General features: G+C 59.9%; 15 protein-coding genes. 8 read left to right on the forward strand and 7 right to left on the reverse strand.

What is annotated here, in order from left to right; all coding sequences use genetic code 11:
• The first annotated feature begins 19 nt into the window (after positions 1–19).
• Both AGR7B_RS11055 and AGR7B_RS11060 read left to right on the forward strand, forming a co-directional pair.
• Positions 20–472 carry a pseudoazurin gene (locus AGR7B_RS11055; protein ID WP_003524080.1) on the forward strand — a complete coding sequence of 151 codons (453 nt, stop codon included), beginning with the start codon at positions 20–22 and terminating at the stop codon, positions 470–472.
• 238 nt (positions 473–710) lie between these two features.
• Positions 711–1862, forward strand: coding sequence for a DUF2333 family protein (locus AGR7B_RS11060; protein ID WP_078051758.1), 1152 nt, complete (start codon positions 711–713; stop codon positions 1860–1862).
• 30 nt (positions 1863–1892) lie between these two features.
• Here AGR7B_RS11060 and AGR7B_RS11065 read toward each other — a convergent pair whose 3' ends face one another.
• Together AGR7B_RS11065 and AGR7B_RS11070 are read right to left on the reverse strand one after the other, a co-directional pair.
• Positions 1893–2609 carry a helix-turn-helix transcriptional regulator gene (locus tag AGR7B_RS11065; RefSeq protein ID WP_065655674.1) on the reverse strand — a complete coding sequence of 239 codons (717 nt, stop codon included), beginning with the start codon at positions 2607–2609 and terminating at the stop codon, positions 1893–1895.
• A gap of 100 nt (positions 2610–2709) precedes the next feature.
• Positions 2710–3231, reverse strand: coding sequence for a TIGR00645 family protein (locus AGR7B_RS11070; protein ID WP_003524933.1), 522 nt, complete (start codon positions 3229–3231; stop codon positions 2710–2712).
• Between the two features lie 358 nt (positions 3232–3589).
• Between AGR7B_RS11070 and AGR7B_RS11075 the strand changes: the two genes are divergently transcribed.
• On the forward strand, positions 3590–5830 hold the full coding sequence (locus AGR7B_RS11075) for a TonB-dependent hemoglobin/transferrin/lactoferrin family receptor (RefSeq protein ID WP_080856643.1): 2241 nt from the start codon (positions 3590–3592) through the stop codon (positions 5828–5830).
• Between the two features lie 56 nt (positions 5831–5886).
• Here the strand turns inward: AGR7B_RS11075 and AGR7B_RS11080 are convergent, their stop codons facing one another.
• On the reverse strand, positions 5887–6810 hold the full coding sequence (locus tag AGR7B_RS11080; protein WP_080856644.1) for an extensin-like domain-containing protein: 924 nt from the start codon (positions 6808–6810) through the stop codon (positions 5887–5889).
• Positions 6811–7092: 282 nt separating this feature from the next.
• Between AGR7B_RS11080 and AGR7B_RS11085 the strand changes: the two genes are divergently transcribed.
• Entirely contained in the window at positions 7093–9282 is a 2190-nt protein-coding gene (locus tag AGR7B_RS11085; protein WP_080856645.1) for an anthranilate synthase, read from the forward strand.
• Positions 9279–9791: a GNAT family N-acetyltransferase gene (locus tag AGR7B_RS11090; protein WP_162934105.1), complete on the forward strand. Its 513-nt coding sequence runs from the start codon at positions 9279–9281 to the stop codon at positions 9789–9791. Before AGR7B_RS11085 ends, AGR7B_RS11090 begins: the two co-directional genes overlap by 4 nt.
• Here the strand turns inward: AGR7B_RS11090 and AGR7B_RS11095 are convergent.
• Positions 9788–10732, reverse strand: coding sequence for an HD-GYP domain-containing protein (locus AGR7B_RS11095; protein WP_080856646.1), 945 nt, complete (start codon positions 10730–10732; stop codon positions 9788–9790). The two genes, AGR7B_RS11090 and AGR7B_RS11095, sit on opposite strands and share 4 nt — an antisense overlap.
• 278 nt (positions 10733–11010) lie before the next feature.
• Here AGR7B_RS11095 and ade point away from each other — a divergent pair, with 278 nt between their 5' ends.
• Complete coding sequence (gene ade, locus AGR7B_RS11100; RefSeq protein WP_080856647.1) at positions 11011–12705, forward strand: adenine deaminase; 1695 nt, start codon at positions 11011–11013, stop codon at positions 12703–12705.
• A gap of 226 nt (positions 12706–12931) precedes the next feature.
• Here ade and aac(6') read toward each other — a convergent pair whose 3' ends face one another.
• Together aac(6') and bglA are read right to left on the reverse strand one after the other, a co-directional pair.
• A complete protein-coding gene (gene aac(6') / locus AGR7B_RS11110; protein WP_065655667.1) occupies positions 12932–13387 on the reverse strand; it encodes an aminoglycoside 6'-N-acetyltransferase in 456 nt (151 codons plus the stop codon).
• Complete coding sequence (bglA, locus tag AGR7B_RS11115) at positions 13384–15048, reverse strand: beta-galactosidase BglA (protein ID WP_080856649.1); 1665 nt, start codon at positions 15046–15048, stop codon at positions 13384–13386. The genes aac(6') and bglA overlap by 4 nt, the downstream gene beginning before the upstream one ends.
• A gap of 255 nt (positions 15049–15303) precedes the next feature.
• On the opposite strand from bglA, the gene AGR7B_RS11120 reads away from it, so the two are divergent.
• Both AGR7B_RS11120 and AGR7B_RS11125 read left to right on the forward strand, forming a co-directional pair.
• Positions 15304–16224: a sugar kinase gene (locus AGR7B_RS11120; protein WP_162934106.1), complete on the forward strand. Its 921-nt coding sequence runs from the start codon at positions 15304–15306 to the stop codon at positions 16222–16224.
• Between the two features lie 161 nt (positions 16225–16385).
• A complete protein-coding gene (locus AGR7B_RS11125; protein WP_035240305.1) occupies positions 16386–17435 on the forward strand; it encodes a bifunctional monoglucosyl/glucuronosyl diacylglycerol synthase in 1050 nt (349 codons plus the stop codon).
• Between the two features lie 419 nt (positions 17436–17854).
• Here AGR7B_RS11125 and AGR7B_RS11135 read toward each other — a convergent pair whose 3' ends face one another.
• On the reverse strand, positions 17855–18463 hold the full coding sequence (locus tag AGR7B_RS11135) for a DUF2026 family protein (protein WP_080856650.1): 609 nt from the start codon (positions 18461–18463) through the stop codon (positions 17855–17857).
• Positions 18464–18588: the final 125 nt, after the last annotated feature.

Here is an 18588-nt window from a genome sequence, read left to right on the forward strand (position 1 = left end):
TTCTCTCAGGAGCAAAACGATGCAGAACAGAACTGCCAAATTCGCCGGCCTCGCCATTCTCGCAGGTCTTTTCGCCTTTCCCGCCCTTGCTGCCGAAATCGAAGTGAAGATGCTCAACAAGGGCAGCGACGGTCAGGCGATGGTCTTCGAGCCCGCAACCGTCAAGGCCGCCGTCGGCGACGTCATTACCTTCGTCCCGGTCGACAAGGGCCATGATGCGGCAGCCGTGAAGGACATGATCCCCGAGGGTGTCGCAGACTTCAAGGGCAAGATGAACGAGACGGTGAAGTTGACGGTCGAGAAGGAAGGCGCCTACGTCGTCAAATGCACACCGCATCTGGGCATGGGCATGATCGCGCTCGTTGTCGTCGGCGATGCCGCGCCGGCCAATCTGGACGCCGTCAAGAACGGCAAACTGCCGAAAAAGGCGCGCGACCGGCTGAACGACGAGATCGCCAAGCTCGGCCTTTGAGGACATATCCCTTCGGTTCCGCGGCGGCTGTTCCTCCACAATCGGTGTGGAAAGCCATAATGGCCGGCGCGGACCGCAGGTTGAGAAAAGTTTCGCAATCATGTTGTATCCCGGTTGACCGGGACATATCTGGAAGACAGTAAATGACCGCGGTTTATACGAAGCGCCGAAGGGCGCGGGTGGCCCGCGTGTTTTTCTTCCGGCGTCCAGCCCCACGGGCAGAGGAGACTATGACGACATGATCGACCGGATCACCGCTTTGATTCAAGCAGCCTTCAGCGCCATCGGCAGGGCCGCCGGTCTTCTCGTCGCCTGGCTTTTGTGGCCCTTCATGGCCGCCCACGGCTGGTACAGCGGCCGCAACTGGCTCATCAAGGGCCCGATCGCCCTCATCGTCATTCTTCTCGCCGGCTTCTACGGATATTTCATCTGGCAAACCCAGGTCTGGACGAATTTCGACCCGGATTACGTCGCGCGCTACAAGCTTGAAGAGCGCACCGTGCCTGCCGGGCAGGAATTGCCCGCCGCCGCCCCGGCGGGTGGCGCAACGGGCGCCGCCGCAAACACATCCGCGCCGGTCTGCCAGCGTTCGGCCATCGTCGACGCAGCCGCCGATCTCACCGATTTCAACGTCAACCAGAACGCGTGGATTTCCTCCATGCTGCTCTATCGTCTCGGCCTTTTCGGCATGGACTGGGACAGCACGCCGTTTCTGGACAACAAGGCGTCTTTCCAGCGTGGTGTAAACCAGGCCGTGCGCCGCACCTCGGTGGAACTTGTGGATACGCTCGGCCGCGTGCGCGGAACCTCCGGCATCAACAACAATCTCCAGGAAGCGCGCGGCAACATGCAGTTCAGCGAGTATTCCTGGTATTTCGGTCTCGATCCCTTCGGCCCGAAGACCCCGACCCCCAGCTATTACCGCGCCGCCATCCGCAGCTTCCAGGCCTTCAACGGCGAACTCGCCGCGTGCAAGGCCGTCTTCGATACCCGCGCCGACAACCTCATCCAGTTCATCGACCGTATCGCCGGCGATATCGGCTCCACGTCGGCAATTCTGCGCGAACGCTCGGAAAATTATAATGGCGGCTGGTTCGATACCCGTGCCGACGACCGCTTCTGGTTCGCCTATGGCCAGCTCTACGGTTATTACGGCGTGCTTTCCGCCGCCGGATCGGACTTCGCGCAGGTCATCCGCGAGCGTAACCTGACCAACCTGTGGAACGACACGCTGTTGCAGACCCGCGCAGCCCTGCGCATCCAGCCGGCGATCATTTCCAATGGTGAGGAAAGCGGCTGGATCATGCCCTCGCACCTCGCCACCATGGGATTTTACGTTTTGCGGGTCCGCTCGAATCTCGTTGAGCTTCGCTCGGTTCTCGACCGGTAAGGCGAGGCCTGCCAGGAACGGCAGGGTCGATCAGTCTATCAGGCCAAGGCGTATGGTCTTGGCCACCAGCTGGGTGCGGTTGACGCAGTCGAGCTTGCGGATGGCGTTGTTCATATAGGCATTGACGGTATGTTCCGAGATGGACAGAAGCTCGGCGATCTCCACGGAGGTCTTTCCCTGCGCCGTCCAGCGCACGACGTCTAGTTCCCGCTTCGTCAAAGGCGATGGACCTTTTGAGTTGGTGCGGCAAAGCCGGTCATAGACTTCCAGCGCATGCAGCACGATCATGCCCAGCTCGTTGAGCGCGGCTTGCGGCAGGATATCGCGATCGCCCGCGAAATTCATCAGATGCCGGTTGCCGTACATGCCATGCACCGGCACCATCAGACCGGACGTTATGCCCATGCTGCTCAGCGAGGCCGCCGCATCCACCAGCGGTCCGCAGGCAATATCCGGATCCTGCAGCGACCAATATTGCGGCATCATCGATGACGCGCCGCGCTTGATGACGGGACACTCCCCAAGCGCGCCGTCCCGGGTCATCGCATTCACGACCCAGATGGGCAGGCTGCTTTCGACAACCGTCGGCAAGGCATAGGCATTCTGGCCGCCGGGCAAGCGCAAAAGGGTCACATAGGCGTAACCGAAGGCGCGCATCACTTCCCGCAGGGCCTCCAGCCATTGGGATTTGTCGGCCGCAGCCGACAGATCGTCGCAAAGTCTGGCCTGACGCTCCGTCTTCACCATTCACGCACCCTCGACACGCCGGGACGCAGCGCCCGGAGCGTAAAACATGCGGCTTGGCCAGAACGGGGTTACGACCTTCATATCGGCTGGACCATCCTGATCAAAGCACCGGCTTTTCGGATTTGTCCTTCGGCTTGGCCATCAGTTTTTCCAGAAAACCAAGCATGACCGCCGAGACGACAAAAGCCAGATGGATGATGGTGAACCACATCAGCTTGCTGTCCGAATATTGACTGGCGTTGAGGAAGATTTGCAGCAGGTGGATCGACGAGATCGCCACGATCGACGATGCGACCTTGATTTTCAGACTGCCGGAATCGAGCTTGCCCAGAAAGGAAACCTCGGCATCGGCATCGTCGAAGCGGCTGACGAAGTTCTCGTAACCGGAAATCATCACCATGACGATCAGGCTGGCGACCAGCGCCGCATCGATCAGACCCAGCATGGCGAGGATCATGTCCGCTTCGTCGTAGGTGAAAACGTTCTTCGCAACTTTCAGAAACTTGAGCGCGAAGGAAAACGCATAAACCGCCAGTGCCGCGACGAGCCCGAGATAAAAAACGACGAGCAGCCAGCGGCTGGAGAGGATGATCCGCTCGACGAGCAGTTCAAGAGACTTCATTTCCGTATCCGATTAATAATCTGTTTATTGTTGGGGCATGGTTTGTTTCGCCATGTAAACTGGCTGCGAATATCCTAGCAAGCGGCAATGTCGGGACTTTGACCGTACCGTGGCGTTTTCACACCCCATTCACCAATGAGGTTCTAGAGCGGATAAGCGTCATATTTTTGCAACATACTGTTATGCTTTAAAACATGATGCAAAAAGTCATATATAATATGTTGACAGTTATCGTCATGTTTTTTAGTCCTCGCTTATCGGCTCGCCCGTAACAATCAAAACAGTTTCAGCCGCGGCGGCAAGCGCGGCGTGCTTTTGCACGCCGTGGCCCATTCGCGCGCCTACCTGGGGGTAATTAATGTCCATTTCGCGCACGCATTCCGCGCTGCTTCTGTGCACTGCCATCTCTCTTCTGCCGCTTGCCGGCCCCGCGCGGGCCCAGGACGCCGCGGCGCAAGCGGACGAGGCCACCACGCTTGAAAGGATCGTCGTCAAGGGCAAGCGCGTCAAAAGCGCCAATGCCGCCGCCGACACGCCGCTGGCGAGCCAGACCACGGCGGAAGACATCCGCAAGAAGGATATCGGCAGCATCAAGGACCTCGGCAATAGCACGGAGCCGGGCGTCGATTACGTCGATGCCAAGCCCGGCCGGCCCGGCGGCCTGTTCATCCGCGGCCTCGGCGGCGCACGCGTCGTCACCTTGATCGACAATATTCCTGTGCCTTATTTCAACAATTTCGCCCGTCAGGGTCAGGCAACCACCACGCTCAGCGATACGAGTTCGAGCTTCGATTTTTCCTCGCTCTCGACGGTCGATGTGGTGCGTGGCGCAGATTCCAGCCGTATCGGCTCCGGTGCCCTCGGCGGCGCGCTGGTGCTGCGCACGCTCGATCCGGAAGACCTGATCGGCGAAGGCAGGGATTGGGGCGGCGTAGCCAAGACCACCTATGATAGCGAAGACAGAAGCGTGGGCGGATCGCTCGCCGTCGCCAGGAAGATCGAGAATACTTCGGTCCTGTTCCAGGGCTCCTATAAGCGCGGCAACGAGACGGACAACAAGGGTACGGCCGATATCTACGGCACGCGCCGCACCAAGCCCAATCCTGCCGACACCTATGAAAGCAACCTGATGTTCAAGATCCGTCAGGATCTTGAAGGCGGTCACAGCATCGGGCTGACGGCCGAGCGCTATTCTCTGAGAAACCGCAGCGACATGAAGACCCTGCAGGGCGTCAGCGTTTCGGGCTCGACCTACCGGATCGGCGACTACCGGGGCTATGAGGATACCGAGCGCGATCGCGTATCGCTCGATTACGAATACGAAGCGCCCTCGACCGACGGCTTCATCGACGCCGCCAATCTTTCGCTCTACTGGACGCGTCTTTCCAAGGAATCCGGCGCCGGCGACCGCCTGACCAACAATTCGCTTTATATTCGCGAAGACAGCATGCGCAACAGCGCATTCGGCATCGTCGGCGGCCTTGAATCCGGCTTCGAGCTTGGCGGCGTGCAGCACACGGTCCGTTTCGGCGGCAACGCCATGACAACCGATTTCAGCCAGGAGCTTTTCGCCAACACGGCCGGATCGACCTCGTCCTCGCAATCGGACATGCCTGACGTGAGCGGCAAGAGCCTCGGTCTTTATCTCGATGACGAAATCGCCTTCGGCAACGGCTTCCGCCTGACCCCCGGCCTGCGCTTCGATTCCTACGATTACGATCCCGATGGCTCCGTTTCCAGCAACAGCGGCTACCGAACATTCGGCCTGCCGAGCGGCAACAGCGGCTCGCGCTTCTCGCCGAAGCTTCTTGCCACCTATGACGTCACGCCCGAACTGCAGCTTTTCGCACAATGGTCGATGGCCTATCGTGCCCCGACGATCAACGAACTGTATCTGAACTTCTCCAACGTCAGCTCCGGTTACGCTGTTGTCGGCAACTCCGCCCTCAATCCCGAGACCAGCAACGGTTTCGAGATCGGTGCGAACTACGCCTCCGGCGACCTCACGGGAAGCCTGACGCTGTTCCACAACAAGTACAAGAACTTCATCGAGCAGTACACGACGTCGACAACGCTCTTCCCCGGCTTCGGCGGCAGGGGCAACGGATCGCTCTTCACCTATCGCAACCGTAACAACGTCGAAATCTCCGGTGTCGAAGCCAAGGTCCGCAAGGACCTCGCCAACGGCTTCTTCGCCCACGCTTCGCTTGCTTACGCCTATGGCAAGGACACCGATACCAACGAATTCATTCGCACGGTCGCGCCCTTCAAGTCCGTCGTCGGCATCGGCTACGAGCAGGACGTCTGGGGCACGGAATTTACCGGTGTCTTCTCCTCCGGCATGCGTGACGACAGGGTGGCCAACACCTTCGACGCCCCCGGCTATGGCGTCTTCAACCTGACCGGCTGGTGGGAACCGGAACAGACCAAGGGCCTGCGCATCCAGGCCGGCATCTATAACCTGTTCGACAGGAAATACTGGAATGCCGTCGGCGTTCGCGACGTGAACCCGAATTCCGTCAGCACCGTCAACCAGCCGGCCGACTTCTATACGGAAGCCGGACGCACCTTCAAAATCTCTCTGACCCAGAAATTTTAAACCCGGGCAGAAACATCATCTCCAGTCGGGGCGGCTTTCGGGTCGCCCCTTTTTTGTCAGCGGCAATAGAGATAGCCGCCCTTGCGCTCCAGCACGTCGAGATGCAGGTGGTCCTGATGGGTGGCGTCGCTGCCGGGGGAAAGAACCGTGCGGAAGAACAGGCAGGCGGCGGCGGTAATCGTGCGCTGGAAAGCGCCTTCCGGCGTTCCGTCCTCACCGCGCGGCTTCATCACCAGCGGCTCGCCCTTATCGAAGGCGATCGTGGAAATATCGACGGCATTGCCCTTGGCATGTTCGGAAATCTTGCCGTTTTCCGCGCTGTTGCGGTTGCGGCAGATATAGGTCGAGGCATTGGCGATGGCCGTCACCTTTTTCTCCGGCATAGCCAGAGCCGCCGCCGGCAGCATCATTTCCTTTGTCCAGCGGGAAAGCGCAAGAGCGGTTTCGCAACGCATGGTGCCCGATGGTTCCAGCTTGATGCCGGGCAGAACCACGGAAAGCTCGACAGGCGCTTCGATGCCGCAGCCCTGCTCCGCATCCCGGATCGGTTCGAGCTGTTTGAATTCCGCGCCGATATCCTTCAACGCGCCAAGGCATGCCTGAAGCGCGGCCGGGTCTTCCGGTTTCACCGGCTCCGGCGGCTTCTCTTCCGGTTTTGCAGCGTCAACATCCGGCTTGCGTTGTTCACCCTCCTCTTTGCCCTCATCCGCCTTGCCTTCGACGCCTTTCCTGCTGTCACCGGACCCCTTGTCTGCCGGCGTCTTGCCGTCATCCGGTTTCCCCGCTTCCGGGACCTGCGGTTTCGGGGCTGGTTTCGGCGCTTCCACCGGGCTTTGCGGCGGCTCGTCCGATGGCTTTTCCGCAGGGGTGGCGGATTGCCCCTCACCCGGTTTCGGTTGCGGCACCGGCACCTGCGCCGGCGGTTCAGAGGCGGAAATCAATGCGAGGATGGTTACCAGAAGACACAGGCGATGAAGCATTTTTCGGGGCACTCCTGACCGTTTCGGCAGGAGTGCAACGCCGCCACGGCCCGTAAGGTTCATTCCCTCACCGAAATCCGCTTGCCAAGGCGGATCGTGCACGCTAACAATTTTCCCATGAACATCGTGTCTAAGAACATTGCTAACTGGTGGTGGGGCAGCTTTTCGCGGCCTTGACCAGTCATGTCTTCAGACAAAGTCCAAGCCGCCCGAATTTTCAGGCGGCTTTTTTGTTATTGTGCCGCCTGTCATCGGGCCTGAACAACGGGAAGTATGAGAGAAATGGTAACGATCATTCAGGATGACGGAGCGGAAACCTACGAGACGAAAGGCGGCATCAAGGTCAGCCGAAAGCGTCGGCCCGCCGATTACGCCAGCGCCATCGATAATTATATCGAAAAGCTCGATTCCCATCGCGGCGCGGTTTTTTCGTCCAACTACGAATATCCGGGCCGTTACACCCGCTGGGATACGGCCATCGTCGACCCGCCGCTCGGGATTTCCTGTTTCGGCCGCAAAATGTGGATCGAGGCCTATAATGGTCGCGGCGAAGTGCTGCTTTCCTTCATCACCGAGAAGCTGAAGGCGACGCCCGATCTCACGCTTGGCGCTTCCACCACGCGCCGTCTCGATCTCACCGTCAACGAGCCGGACCGCGTCTTTACCGAAGAAGAGCGTTCGAAAATCCCGACCGTCTTCACGGCGTTGCGCGCCATCGTCGACCTCTTTTATTCGAATGCGGATTCGGCCATCGGCCTGTTCGGCGCCTTCGGTTACGATCTCGCCTTCCAGTTCGACGCGATCAAGCTGTCGCTGGCGCGCCCGGAAGACCAGCGCGACATGGTGCTGTTTCTGCCGGACGAAATCCTCGTCGTCGACCACTACTCCGCCAAGGCCTGGATCGACCGCTACGACTTCGAAAAGGGCGGCGTGACGACGGACGGCAAGTCCTCCGACATTACGCCCGACCCTTTCAAGACCACGGATACGATCCCGCCCAAGGGCGATCATCGTCCCGGTGAATATTCCGAACTGGTGGTGAAGGCCAAGGAAAGCTTCCGCCGCGGCGATCTGTTCGAGGTCGTTCCCGGCCAGAAATTCATGGAGCGTTGCGAAAGCAATCCATCGGCGATTTCGCGCCGCCTGAAGGCGATCAACCCGTCCCCCTACTCCTTCTTCATCAATCTCGGCCATCAGGAATATCTGGTCGGCGCTTCGCCGGAAATGTTCGTGCGCGTCTCCGGCCGGCGGATCGAGACCTGCCCGATCTCAGGCACCATCAAGCGCGGCGACGATCCGATTGCCGATAGCGAGCAGATCCTGAAGCTGCTCAATTCGAAGAAGGACGAATCCGAACTCACCATGTGCTCGGATGTGGACCGCAACGACAAGAGCCGCGTCTGCGAACCGGGTTCGGTAAAGGTCATCGGCCGCCGCCAGATCGAGATGTATTCGCGCCTCATCCACACGGTGGACCATATCGAAGGCCGCCTCCGGGACGATATGGACGCCTTTGACGGCTTCCTCAGCCACGCCTGGGCCGTCACCGTTACCGGTGCGCCGAAGCTGTGGGCCATGCGTTTCATTGAAGGCCATGAAAAGAGCCCGCGTGCCTGGTATGGTGGCGCGATCGGCATGGTCGGCTTCAATGGCGACATGAATACCGGTCTGACCCTGCGCACCATTCGCATCAAGGACGGCATCGCCGAAGTGCGCGCCGGCGCGACCCTGCTTAACGATTCCAATCCGCAGGAAGAAGAAGCCGAAACCGAACTGAAGGCCTCCGCCATGATCGCTGCCATCAGAGATGCAAAAGGCACCAACGCCGCCGCCACCAAGCGTGATGCCGCAAAGGTCGGCACCGGCGTCAAAATCCTGCTCGTCGACCATGAGGACAGTTTCGTGCACACGCTGGCGAATTATTTCCGCCAGACGGGCGCGACCGTCTCCACCGTCAGAACGCCGGTTGCGGCAGAGGTGTTCGATCGCTTCCAGCCCGATCTTGTCGTGCTCTCTCCCGGACCGGGCAGCCCGACGGATTTCGACTGCAAGGCGACGATCAAGGCCGCCCGCGCCCGCGAATTGCCGATCTTCGGCGTTTGCCTCGGCCTTCAGGCGCTGGCGGAAGCCTATGGCGGCGAGCTTCGCCAGCTTGCGGTGCCGATGCACGGCAAGCCCTCACGCATCCGCGTGCTGGAACCGGGTCTCGTCTTCTCCGGCCTCGGCAAGGAAGTAACCGTCGGCCGTTACCACTCGATCTTCGCCGATCCCTCCACCCTTCCGCGTGATTTCATCATCACCGCGGAAAGCGAGGACGGCACGATCATGGGCATAGAACACGCCAAGGAGCCGGTGGCCGCCGTTCAGTTCCACCCGGAATCGATCATGACACTCGGCCAGGACGCCGGCATGCGCATGATCGAAAACGTCGTGGTGCATCTGACCCGCAAGGCGAAGACGAAGGCGGCATGATGGTGGCTGCCGACGCCATCAGCATCGAACCCATCCGGGCGGAGCACGTTGAAAGTTTTCACCGTGCTCTCGATGCGGTATCGCGTGAGCGGAAATATCTGAGCTTCCTGGAGGCGCCGCCGCTCGATTCGGTCCGCGCCTTCGTTCTCGACATGATCGAAAACGACCATCCGCAATTCGTGGCGATTGCGGATGGCAAGGTGGTCGGCTGGTGCGATATTCGCCGCGAGAGCAGGCCCACCCATGCCCATCGCGGCACGCTCGGCATGGGCATCCTGCCGGCCTATCGCGACAAGGGGCTGGGTGGACGGCTGATGCGGCAGACGCTCGATGCCGCGCGTCAATGCGGGCTGCACCGCGTGGAACTGAGCGTGCATGCGGACAATGCCAGAGCAATCGCGCTTTATGAAAAGATCGGTTTTGTGCATGAAGGCCGGGGCCGTGACACCGTTCTGATCGACGGGCGTTACATCGACAGCCTGAACATGGCGATCATCTTGGGCAACTAACCCCTCGGCAGCGAGGCGGAAATACACAGCGCGAATTTCTTCAGCAGCTGCGTGTCGAAATGCCCTTCCCGCCGCAGCATCCAGGTCAGCGCGTCATTTGCCGTCCACGGCTTCTTGTAGGGCCTGACCGAGGTGATGGCGTCATAGACGTCGCAAATCGCCGCGATACGCGCATAGAGGCTGATCTGGCTGCCCGCACGGCCGCTCGGATAACCGCCGCCATCCATCCGCTCATGATGATTGAAGCAGACATCGAGCACCATCTCCGGCATCTGCGCGTTGCGCGACAATATATCCCGGCCGAATGCGGGATGGAGATTGATGATTTCCCGCTCGCTGGCGCTCAACCCTTCCGCCTTGTTGAGGATCGATGAAGGAATTTCCACCTTGCCGATATCATGCAGCAACCCGCTGATGCCGAGCAGATTGACCGTTCCCCTGTCGAGCCCGAGATAATTACCGAAGAGGATCATCAGCCCGCTGACGGAGACCGAGTGCACGAAGGTCGTTTCGTCTTTCGATTTCAGGCGGGTGACGCCGATGAAAATCGCCGGGTTCGACTGCACGGCATCGGAAATCTTGCCCGCCGCCGCAGCCATGCCCTTCAGCGAAACGACGCCGCCCTCTTCTGCGGAAGCAAATGTCTCGGCAATCGTATCGGCGGCCGAGCGCACGGCGTGGGTGACGGCAGCGACGGTTTCCGGGCAATTGCCCGGTTGCGGCGAAACCGCCGCAGAACGCGCGCTGCCTTCGGTATCGTATCCCCTGGCGGTGTTGATGACGATGCTTTCGGCGCCGCTTGATTTCAATTGACGCATTAATTCCTCGTGCCGCAAAAGAAAGCGGTGCCGTTTTAAAAATCCCTGGTTCGAAAGCGTTCCTTCGACCGCTTCGATAAACATGCCAATCGTCAATTGCTGGGTGGAAATTCGTTTGAGCATCAGATGCTTTTATTTTCCTTCCCGGGAATGATAACCTGAAACCGTAATTCGTAAAAATGTCGGCGCGCAACCGGCTAAACTATAAAGGTGAAGTCCAGTCTTCCCAACCCTGCCTAAACTTGCACCTCGGAAGATTAGATAACACAAATATGAAAATTTTTTACTCTGGATATATTTAAAACTCAAAGAATCAATCGGAATAGACCAAGAAACAACCACAGAATGTAAATAGTGAAAATTCTCGCATACGACGTAAATCAGGAGCCGAAGAAACCCGCATGAATTCCAGACTTGAAACGCGCATCGATCAGGGTACGGGCCGTGAACCGGCGGACATGGTTCTCAAGGGCGGACGCTTCTTCGACCTCGTCACCGGAGAACTCGTCGCTTCGGATATCGCCATCTGTGGCGACACCATCGTCGGCACCTGCGAGAACTACAAGGGGCGACAGGAAATCGACATTTCCGGAAAGATCGTCGTTCCGGGGTTCATCGATACGCATCTCCATATCGAATCGTCGCTGGTGACACCCCACGAATTCGACCGCTGCGTTTTGCCCTATGGCGTTACCACGGCCATTTGCGACCCGCACGAGATCGCCAATGTTCTGGGCGTAGAGGGGCTTCGGTTCTTCCTCGACAGTGCCATGGAAACCATCATGGACATCCGCGTGCAGCTCTCCTCCTGCGTGCCCGCCACCCATCTGGAAACCGCCGGCGCGGATCTGCCCATCGAAAAGCTGCTGCCGTTCCGGGGCCACCCGAAGGTCATCGGCCTTGCCGAATTCATGAATTTTCCGGGCGTCATCCACAAGGATCCGGTGTGCATGGCGAAGCTAGAGGCCTTTCGGGGCCAGCATATCGACGGCCATGCACCGCTTCTTTCCGGCACGGCGCTGAACGGCTATCTCGCCGCCGGCATCCGCACCGAACATGAATGCACGAGCGCGACTGAGGCGCTGGAGAAAATCCGCAAGGGCATGCATATTCTGGTGCGCGAAGGCTCGGTCTCGAAGGACCTGCACGCCCTGATGCCGATCATCACCGAACGCCTGTCGCCCTATCTGGCCCTCTGCACGGATGATCGCAACCCGCTCGACATCGCCGAACAGGGTCATCTCGACTATATGATCCGCACCGCAATCGCCAGCGGCGTGGAACCGCTCGCCATCTACCGCGCCGCCTCCATTTCCGCCGCGAAAGCCTTCGGCCTGCGCGACCGCGGCCTTGTAGCACCCGGCTGGCGCGCCGATCTTGTGGTCATCGACAGCCTGCAGAACTGCAAGGCGAGCATGGTGCTTTCCGGCGGCCGGATCGTCGATGACGCCCTTTTTGCCACCCGCAAACCGGTCGCACCCGTCGGCCTTGACAGCGTCAAAGCAAGACCCGTGCTCGCCTCGCATTTCGGCGTGCCGGTCACGGAGGGCGAAAGCCCTATCATGGGCGTGCTTCCCGGCAAGATCATTACCGAGCACCGCCGCTACAGGCTGCCGACGGATGGCAACCAGACCACCGTCGATCTTGAAAACGACATCATCAAGGTCGCCGTCATCGAACGCCACGGCAAGAACGGCAACCATGCCAACGGTTTCGTTCAGGGCTTCGGCCTCAAAAAGGGCGCCATTGCCTCCACCGTCGGCCATGACAGCCACAATATCTGCGTCATCGGCGTGAGCGAAGACGACATGGCGCTGGCCGCCAACCGGCTCGGCGAAATCAAAGGCGGCTTCGTGGTGGTGGAAGACGGCAGGGTGACGGGCGAGATCGCTTTGCCCGTCGCTGGGCTGATGAGCCTCGAACCCTATGAGACCGTTCGCGATACGCTGCACACGCTCAGAAAAGCAGCCTATGCGCTCGGCACGACGCTGGAAGAACCCTTCCTGCAGGTCGCCTTCCTGCCCCTGCCCGTCATCCCGCATCTGAAGATTTCCGATATGGGTATGGTGGATGTGGACCGGTTTGCGCTGATTTGATTGGCGGAAAATGCCTCGGCGGAAGACGGTAAATGCGCATAAGACGCACCGACCTCCTCATTCCTGTGCTTGTCACAGGAATCCAGTCGACGCGCGTCTGCGCGGCGAGAGAGTCTTTTCAGCCCAATGACTTGGGCTGGCTAGATTCCTGTGACAAGCACAGGAATGAGGGAAGCAGGATACGTAATCAGCAGAGATCGCTGCATCTTCTGCTGTGCCCATAACCTCAATCCGGAGGCAGAGACTTGCGAAAATAAACCACCCGCTGCGTTTCCTCAAATCCCAGCGCCGCATGCATGCGGTGTGAATCGACATTGGAAATATCGGCATCGGAAGCAAGTTCGCTCACACCCTTGCTGGTCGCCCAACGGGTTACTTCGGCAATCAATGCAGCCGCAACGCCCTGTTTGCGAAAGGCTTCCTCCACATAAACGCCTTCGAGAAACGCCACGGGCGAGGTGTCGCATCCGTTGACATAATCGTGCCGCAGGCTGGCTTCGGCAAAACCGATGGCCATACCCGCCGGATCATAGGCAATAAATCCAACCTCATTGTCGGAGACGTCCTGCAACTCCGTCCGGTGTTCGGCGGGTGAAGCATCCGGCCACAAACGGTGCCGCAGAAGCGACCACTCATCGAGCGATGCTTCGCCAGCCGTCTCGATGGCAAATTGCCCGCTCATGCAACGCCCCCGCAAAACACATCCAGCCCCTCGAGCTTCACGATACCCGCATCGAATAACGGTGCGAAACCCGGCATCGGCAGTATATCGGTGACCCGCATGGCCTTCGGTATCGGGAATTCCACCGCCTCACGGGTGAGGTTGAAAACGAAGAGCAGTTTTTCATCCCCCTTCTGCCGCGTGAAGGCCAACACATCGAGATTGGTCTTGATAAAATGCATGTCGCCATCGCGCAGCGCGCCGTGACCTTTGCGGAAGGACAAGACGGCGCGGTAATGGTTCAGAACCGAGTCCGGCTTGCGCTCCTGCGCATCCACAGCCTGCATGGCATGAACATAGGGCACCGGCAGCCAGGGCTTTTCAGCGCTGGAAAAACCGGCATTCGGCTTGCCTGTCTCCCACACCATCGGCGTGCGGCATCCGTCCCGCCCCTTGAAGGCGGGCCAGAAGCGGATGCCGTAGGGATCGCGCAGATCCTCGAAGGCGAGTTCCGCCTCGGTCAGACCCAGCTCCTCGCCCTGATAGAGACATATGGAACCGCGCAGGCTGGCGAGAACGCAGATGGCAAGCTTCGCCACCCGCACCTGCTCCTCTACACTTTCGGAAAAACGGCTGAGGTGGCGAACCACATCGTGGTTGGAAAAGGCCCAGCACACCCAGCCATCCGTCACCACCTTGCCGAAGGTCTCGACCGAGGCGCGCAGATGCTTCGCGCTGAAATCCGGCCCCAGCAGGTCGAAAGTGTAGCACATGTTGAGCTTGTCATTGCCGGACGTATAAGCCGCCACCGTCTTCAGCGACCGCGCCCCATCTCCCACCTCACCCACAGTGGCGCGCCCCTCATACTCGTCGAGCAGCGCGCGAAAACGCTTCAGGAAAGTCACGTTTTCCGGTCGCGTCTTGTCGTAGAGATGGTCCTGCATGCCATAGGGATTGACGTCGGAAGCATCGAGACCGAAACTTTCCTCGTCGAAAAGCGGCGGGTTGTCGCGCAAGAGCTTGTCATGGAAATAATGGTTGACGGTATCGAGCCGGAAACCGTCCACGCCGCGATCCAGCCAGAAACGCACGGTTTCGAGAAGCGCATCCTGCACAGCCGGATTATGGAAATTGAGATCCGGCTGCGAGGCGAGGAAGCTGTGCATGTAATATTGCTTGCGCACGCCGTCCCATTCCCATGCCGGTCCGCCGAACACGGAAAGCCAGTTGGTGGGTGCCGTGCCATCCGGCTTGGGATTGGCCCAGACATACCAGTCAGCCTTGCTGTTGGTGCGGCTCGCCCGGCTGTCCACGAACCAGGGATGCTGGTCCGACGTGTGCGAGATGACCTGATCGATGATGACCTTCAGCCCCAGCCGGTGCGCCTCTGCCATCAGCGCGTCGAAATCGGCAAGCGTGCCGAACATCGGATCGACATTGCAATAATCGGAAACATCATAGCCCATATCGGCCATGGGCGAGGTGAAGAAGGGCGAGAGCCAGATGCCGTCGACACCGAGCGAGGCGATATAGGGCAGGCGTTTCGTCACCCCGGCAAGATCGCCGAAACCGTCGCCGGTCGTATCCTGAAACGAGCGCGGATAGACCTGATAGATCACCGCTCCCTTCCACCAGTCCGATTGCACTTGGGGTTTGTGGACTGGGGCATGGGTTAGCGGCATGGGCGATCTCCTGATGGTGGCCGGCGCATGTCTCCCAAAAGTGTGGCGCGGTTTTGGGAAAGAGACATGCGTAAAAAAGAGACACGGCGCTTTCGCGATTCGGAGAAAAGCGAAAGCGCCGTGGCACGAGAATATAAAGCTGCCGCCGCCGCGTAAACCGGAACTTCGCACATGCACAAACGGCCAGAACCGCCCTTGTCAGCGGCGCGCACTCGTCGTAAGCCGCATGGCTGGAAAAAACGGGAGGATAACGGCGTGGGCGGACGGTTTCTGTCGATTGGCGAATGCATGGTGGAACTGTCGCAGGCCGGCAACGGGCTGCTGCGCAAGGGCTTTGCCGGCGATACGTTCAATACCGCCTGGTATGCCCGGGCCTGCCTGCCGGGCGACTGGTCGGTCGATTATTTCACCGCTCTTGGCGATGATCCGCTATCGGAAGACATGCTGGCCTTCATTGCGGAAGCCGGCATCGGCACGGAAAAAATCCGCCGCATCAAGGGCGGCACGCCCGGCCTTTACCTCATCAACCTGAAGGACGGCGAGCGCACCTTCAGCTACTGGCGCAACGCCGCCGCCGCAAGGCAGCTGGCCGCCGATGCGGACCACCTGCGCAGGACGGTGGAAAGCGCCGATGTCGTCTATTTCTCCGGCATCACGCTCGCCATTCTCGCCTCCGCCCATGATGTCGATACGTTCCTCGCCGAACTGCGCCGCGCCAGGGCGGCGGGCAAGCTGGTGGTCTTCGACCCCAACATCCGCCCGCGCCTGTGGGCGGATAAGGATACGATGCTTGAGACCATCTCCAACGGCGCACGCGCCGCAACGCTTGTCATGCCGAGCTTCGATGACGAGGCGAGCCATTTCGGCGATGTCTCCGTGGAAGCGACCATCGACCGCTACCGTTCGCTTGGCGTCGAAAACATCGTCGTGAAGGACGGCGCCAAGGGCGCGACGCTCGATTTCAGCGGCAGCCGCAGTCACGCCCCGGCGGTGCAGGCCGTGGACGTGGTGGACACGACAAGCGCCGGCGACAGCTTCAACGGCGCTTTCCTCGCCCGTTATGTGACCGGCAGTTCGCCGGAGGAAGCGGCCACCTTCGCGGCAAGGGCGGCGGCAACCGTCATCGGTCACCACGGCGCGCTGATCAGCCCCGAGCTGCTGCCGCTGGTGGGATAAGGCTCCGTCGCACCGGGGAAGCGCGCAAACTTCTGCGCGCAAACCACGCTTCCCCGCCGTCACACACCCTGACATGATCCTGTAACACGCACGCCGCATATACGGGCAGAAGCCGGGCAATGGGGATTCGCCCGCGCGCAGATGAGCAGGATCAGTGTTTCATGACGAGAATCACGATTGTCACAGATGCCTGGCACCCGCAGGTCAACGGCGTGGTTCGCTCCATAGAAAACACCAATACCGAACTCGCTCGGCTCGGCGTCGATGTGCGCATGGTCACGCCGCAGAGTTTTTACAGCATCCCCTGCCCCACCTATCCGGAAATCCGCCTTTCGGTTGCCGGTTATCGCCGTGTGGCGGCGGAGATCGAAAAAAGCCAGCCTTCCTTCGTGCATATTGCGACGGAAGGACCGCTGGGTTTCATGGCGCGGCGCTGGTGCGTGAAGAACCGCATGCGTTTTTCCACCAGCTATCACACCCGCTTTCCCGAATATGTGGCGGCGCGCTTCCCTGTGCCGGAAAGCTGGCTTTACGCTTTCGTGCGCTGGTTCCACAATGGCGGCAACACCTGCATGGTGGCGACGCCGAGCCTTGAGACCGAACTGGAAGCGCGCGGCGTCCGCAACCTGAAGCGCTGGAGCCGCGGCATCGACGCCGAGCTTTTCCATCCCCGCCCGAAAGCAAAGCTGCCTTTCGACCTGCCGAGGCCGATCTTCATGACGGTGGGACGTGTGGCGGTGGAGAAGAACCTGCCGGAATTTCTGGAACTGGACCTGCCGGGTTCGAAGGTCGTCATCGGCGACGGCCCCGCCCGCCATGAATTGCAGGAGAAATATCCGGACGTTTTGTTCACCGGCGTCAAGACCGGTGAGGAGCTGGCCGATGCCTATGCGCAGGCCGATGTCTTCGTTTTCCCCTCGAAGACCGATACGTTCGGCAACACCATTCTGGAAGCGCTGGCAAGCGGCGTGCCCGTGGCGGCCTTCCCCGTCACCGGGCCGATCGATATTCTCGGCGGCAACCCGGCAGCCGGTGCGCTGGACGATAATCTTCGCGATGCCTGTCTTGCGGCACTTCATTGTTCGCCGCAGGAGGCGCTGGCGCTTTCCAGAAGCTACAGCTGGGAAAAAGCCTCACGGCAGTTCCTCGACAATGTCATTCACGCGGCAGGAAAATCCCTGCCGCTGCTGTCGCGTTCTCAACTTGCATGAGGCGATCCCCGAAATTCTGTTCGGGAACGGTGGACGAAACGAAGCGGGAATGTCACAAGGCAATCAGGACGCGACTGCCGTTATCTTTAGAACGGGGTCGGGCTGCTGATTGACGTCAGGCGGCTGCCGCGAGAACACGCTGGCCGTCCTCTGTTTCCGGATAATACCGCCTCAGGACAAGGAAAGAAGCTCTTTCCGCTGGGCTGCGCACCAGTGATTGATTTTCTCGATGATGTCCTTTGCAGCAATCGGCAGGGCGCTGTTGGGTATGACAGCCACCGTCCCGTGGAAAACCAGCACCAGACTATCGGGCGGCGTGAGTGCGAGATGGTGAAGCCCAGCCTGCGTAGCAACATTGCCTCAAAAGGCCTTTTGCTGACAAAACCTTGAGGATCGACACTGCGCGGCGTAACCCGCCTTCACCATGCTCCGGTAAGCATCTGGCCGGAAAGCGGCACGGCCCGCGCCTTGCCGTCGCGATCCGTTACCGAAAGCGATGCTGCCATCTGTTTCGGCGACTTGCGGAACCAGTTGGCGGCAACGCTCGCCATATCGCCGATCATCGCCTGCCTGTGCCAGTCGGCAAAGCGCTTGGCCGTGGCTTCGGGTTCGGAACGATAGAAGAAATCGCCGGATTGTCCGAGATCGTTGATGGATGCCGCCATGGCGGCAAGGGGCCGCTGGAACATTTTCGCCGGCACGGAAAGCCCATCGGCCCCTTCCGAAAATGCCGGCGCCATGAAATCGATCGCCCAGCCATCCGCCTCGATCCAGCAGTGGAAGTTCTCGCCCGCGCCCGTCACATAACCGTCTTCACGGTGATCGGCGAATAGCAGCACGGTTCCACCGAGATTATAGGCCGCAAGCCCACCCTTCGGCACCGCCTTCACCTTGTAATGCTGCTGCAGGATGAAGGCGCCGAAGGTGCTGAAATACATGGAGGCCGAGGCGGGATCGGCATTCTGGCTGATGAGCAGGCTGTTGATGACGCGGTAAATCCGGTGATAGTCGGTCTGCTTGATCAGCATGGTCTGTTACTCTTCAAAACCGTGAAATTGGAGCGAGCGGGTGCCCCTTGTTTCTTCTCCCCGCCGGGGAGAAGTCCGCGGCAGCGGGATGAGGGGGCGGACGGTCGAGATATACGGAGAGGGTG

This window comes from Agrobacterium deltaense RV3 (assembly GCF_900013505.1).
Lineage (GTDB): Bacteria > Pseudomonadota > Alphaproteobacteria > Rhizobiales > Rhizobiaceae > Agrobacterium > Agrobacterium leguminum.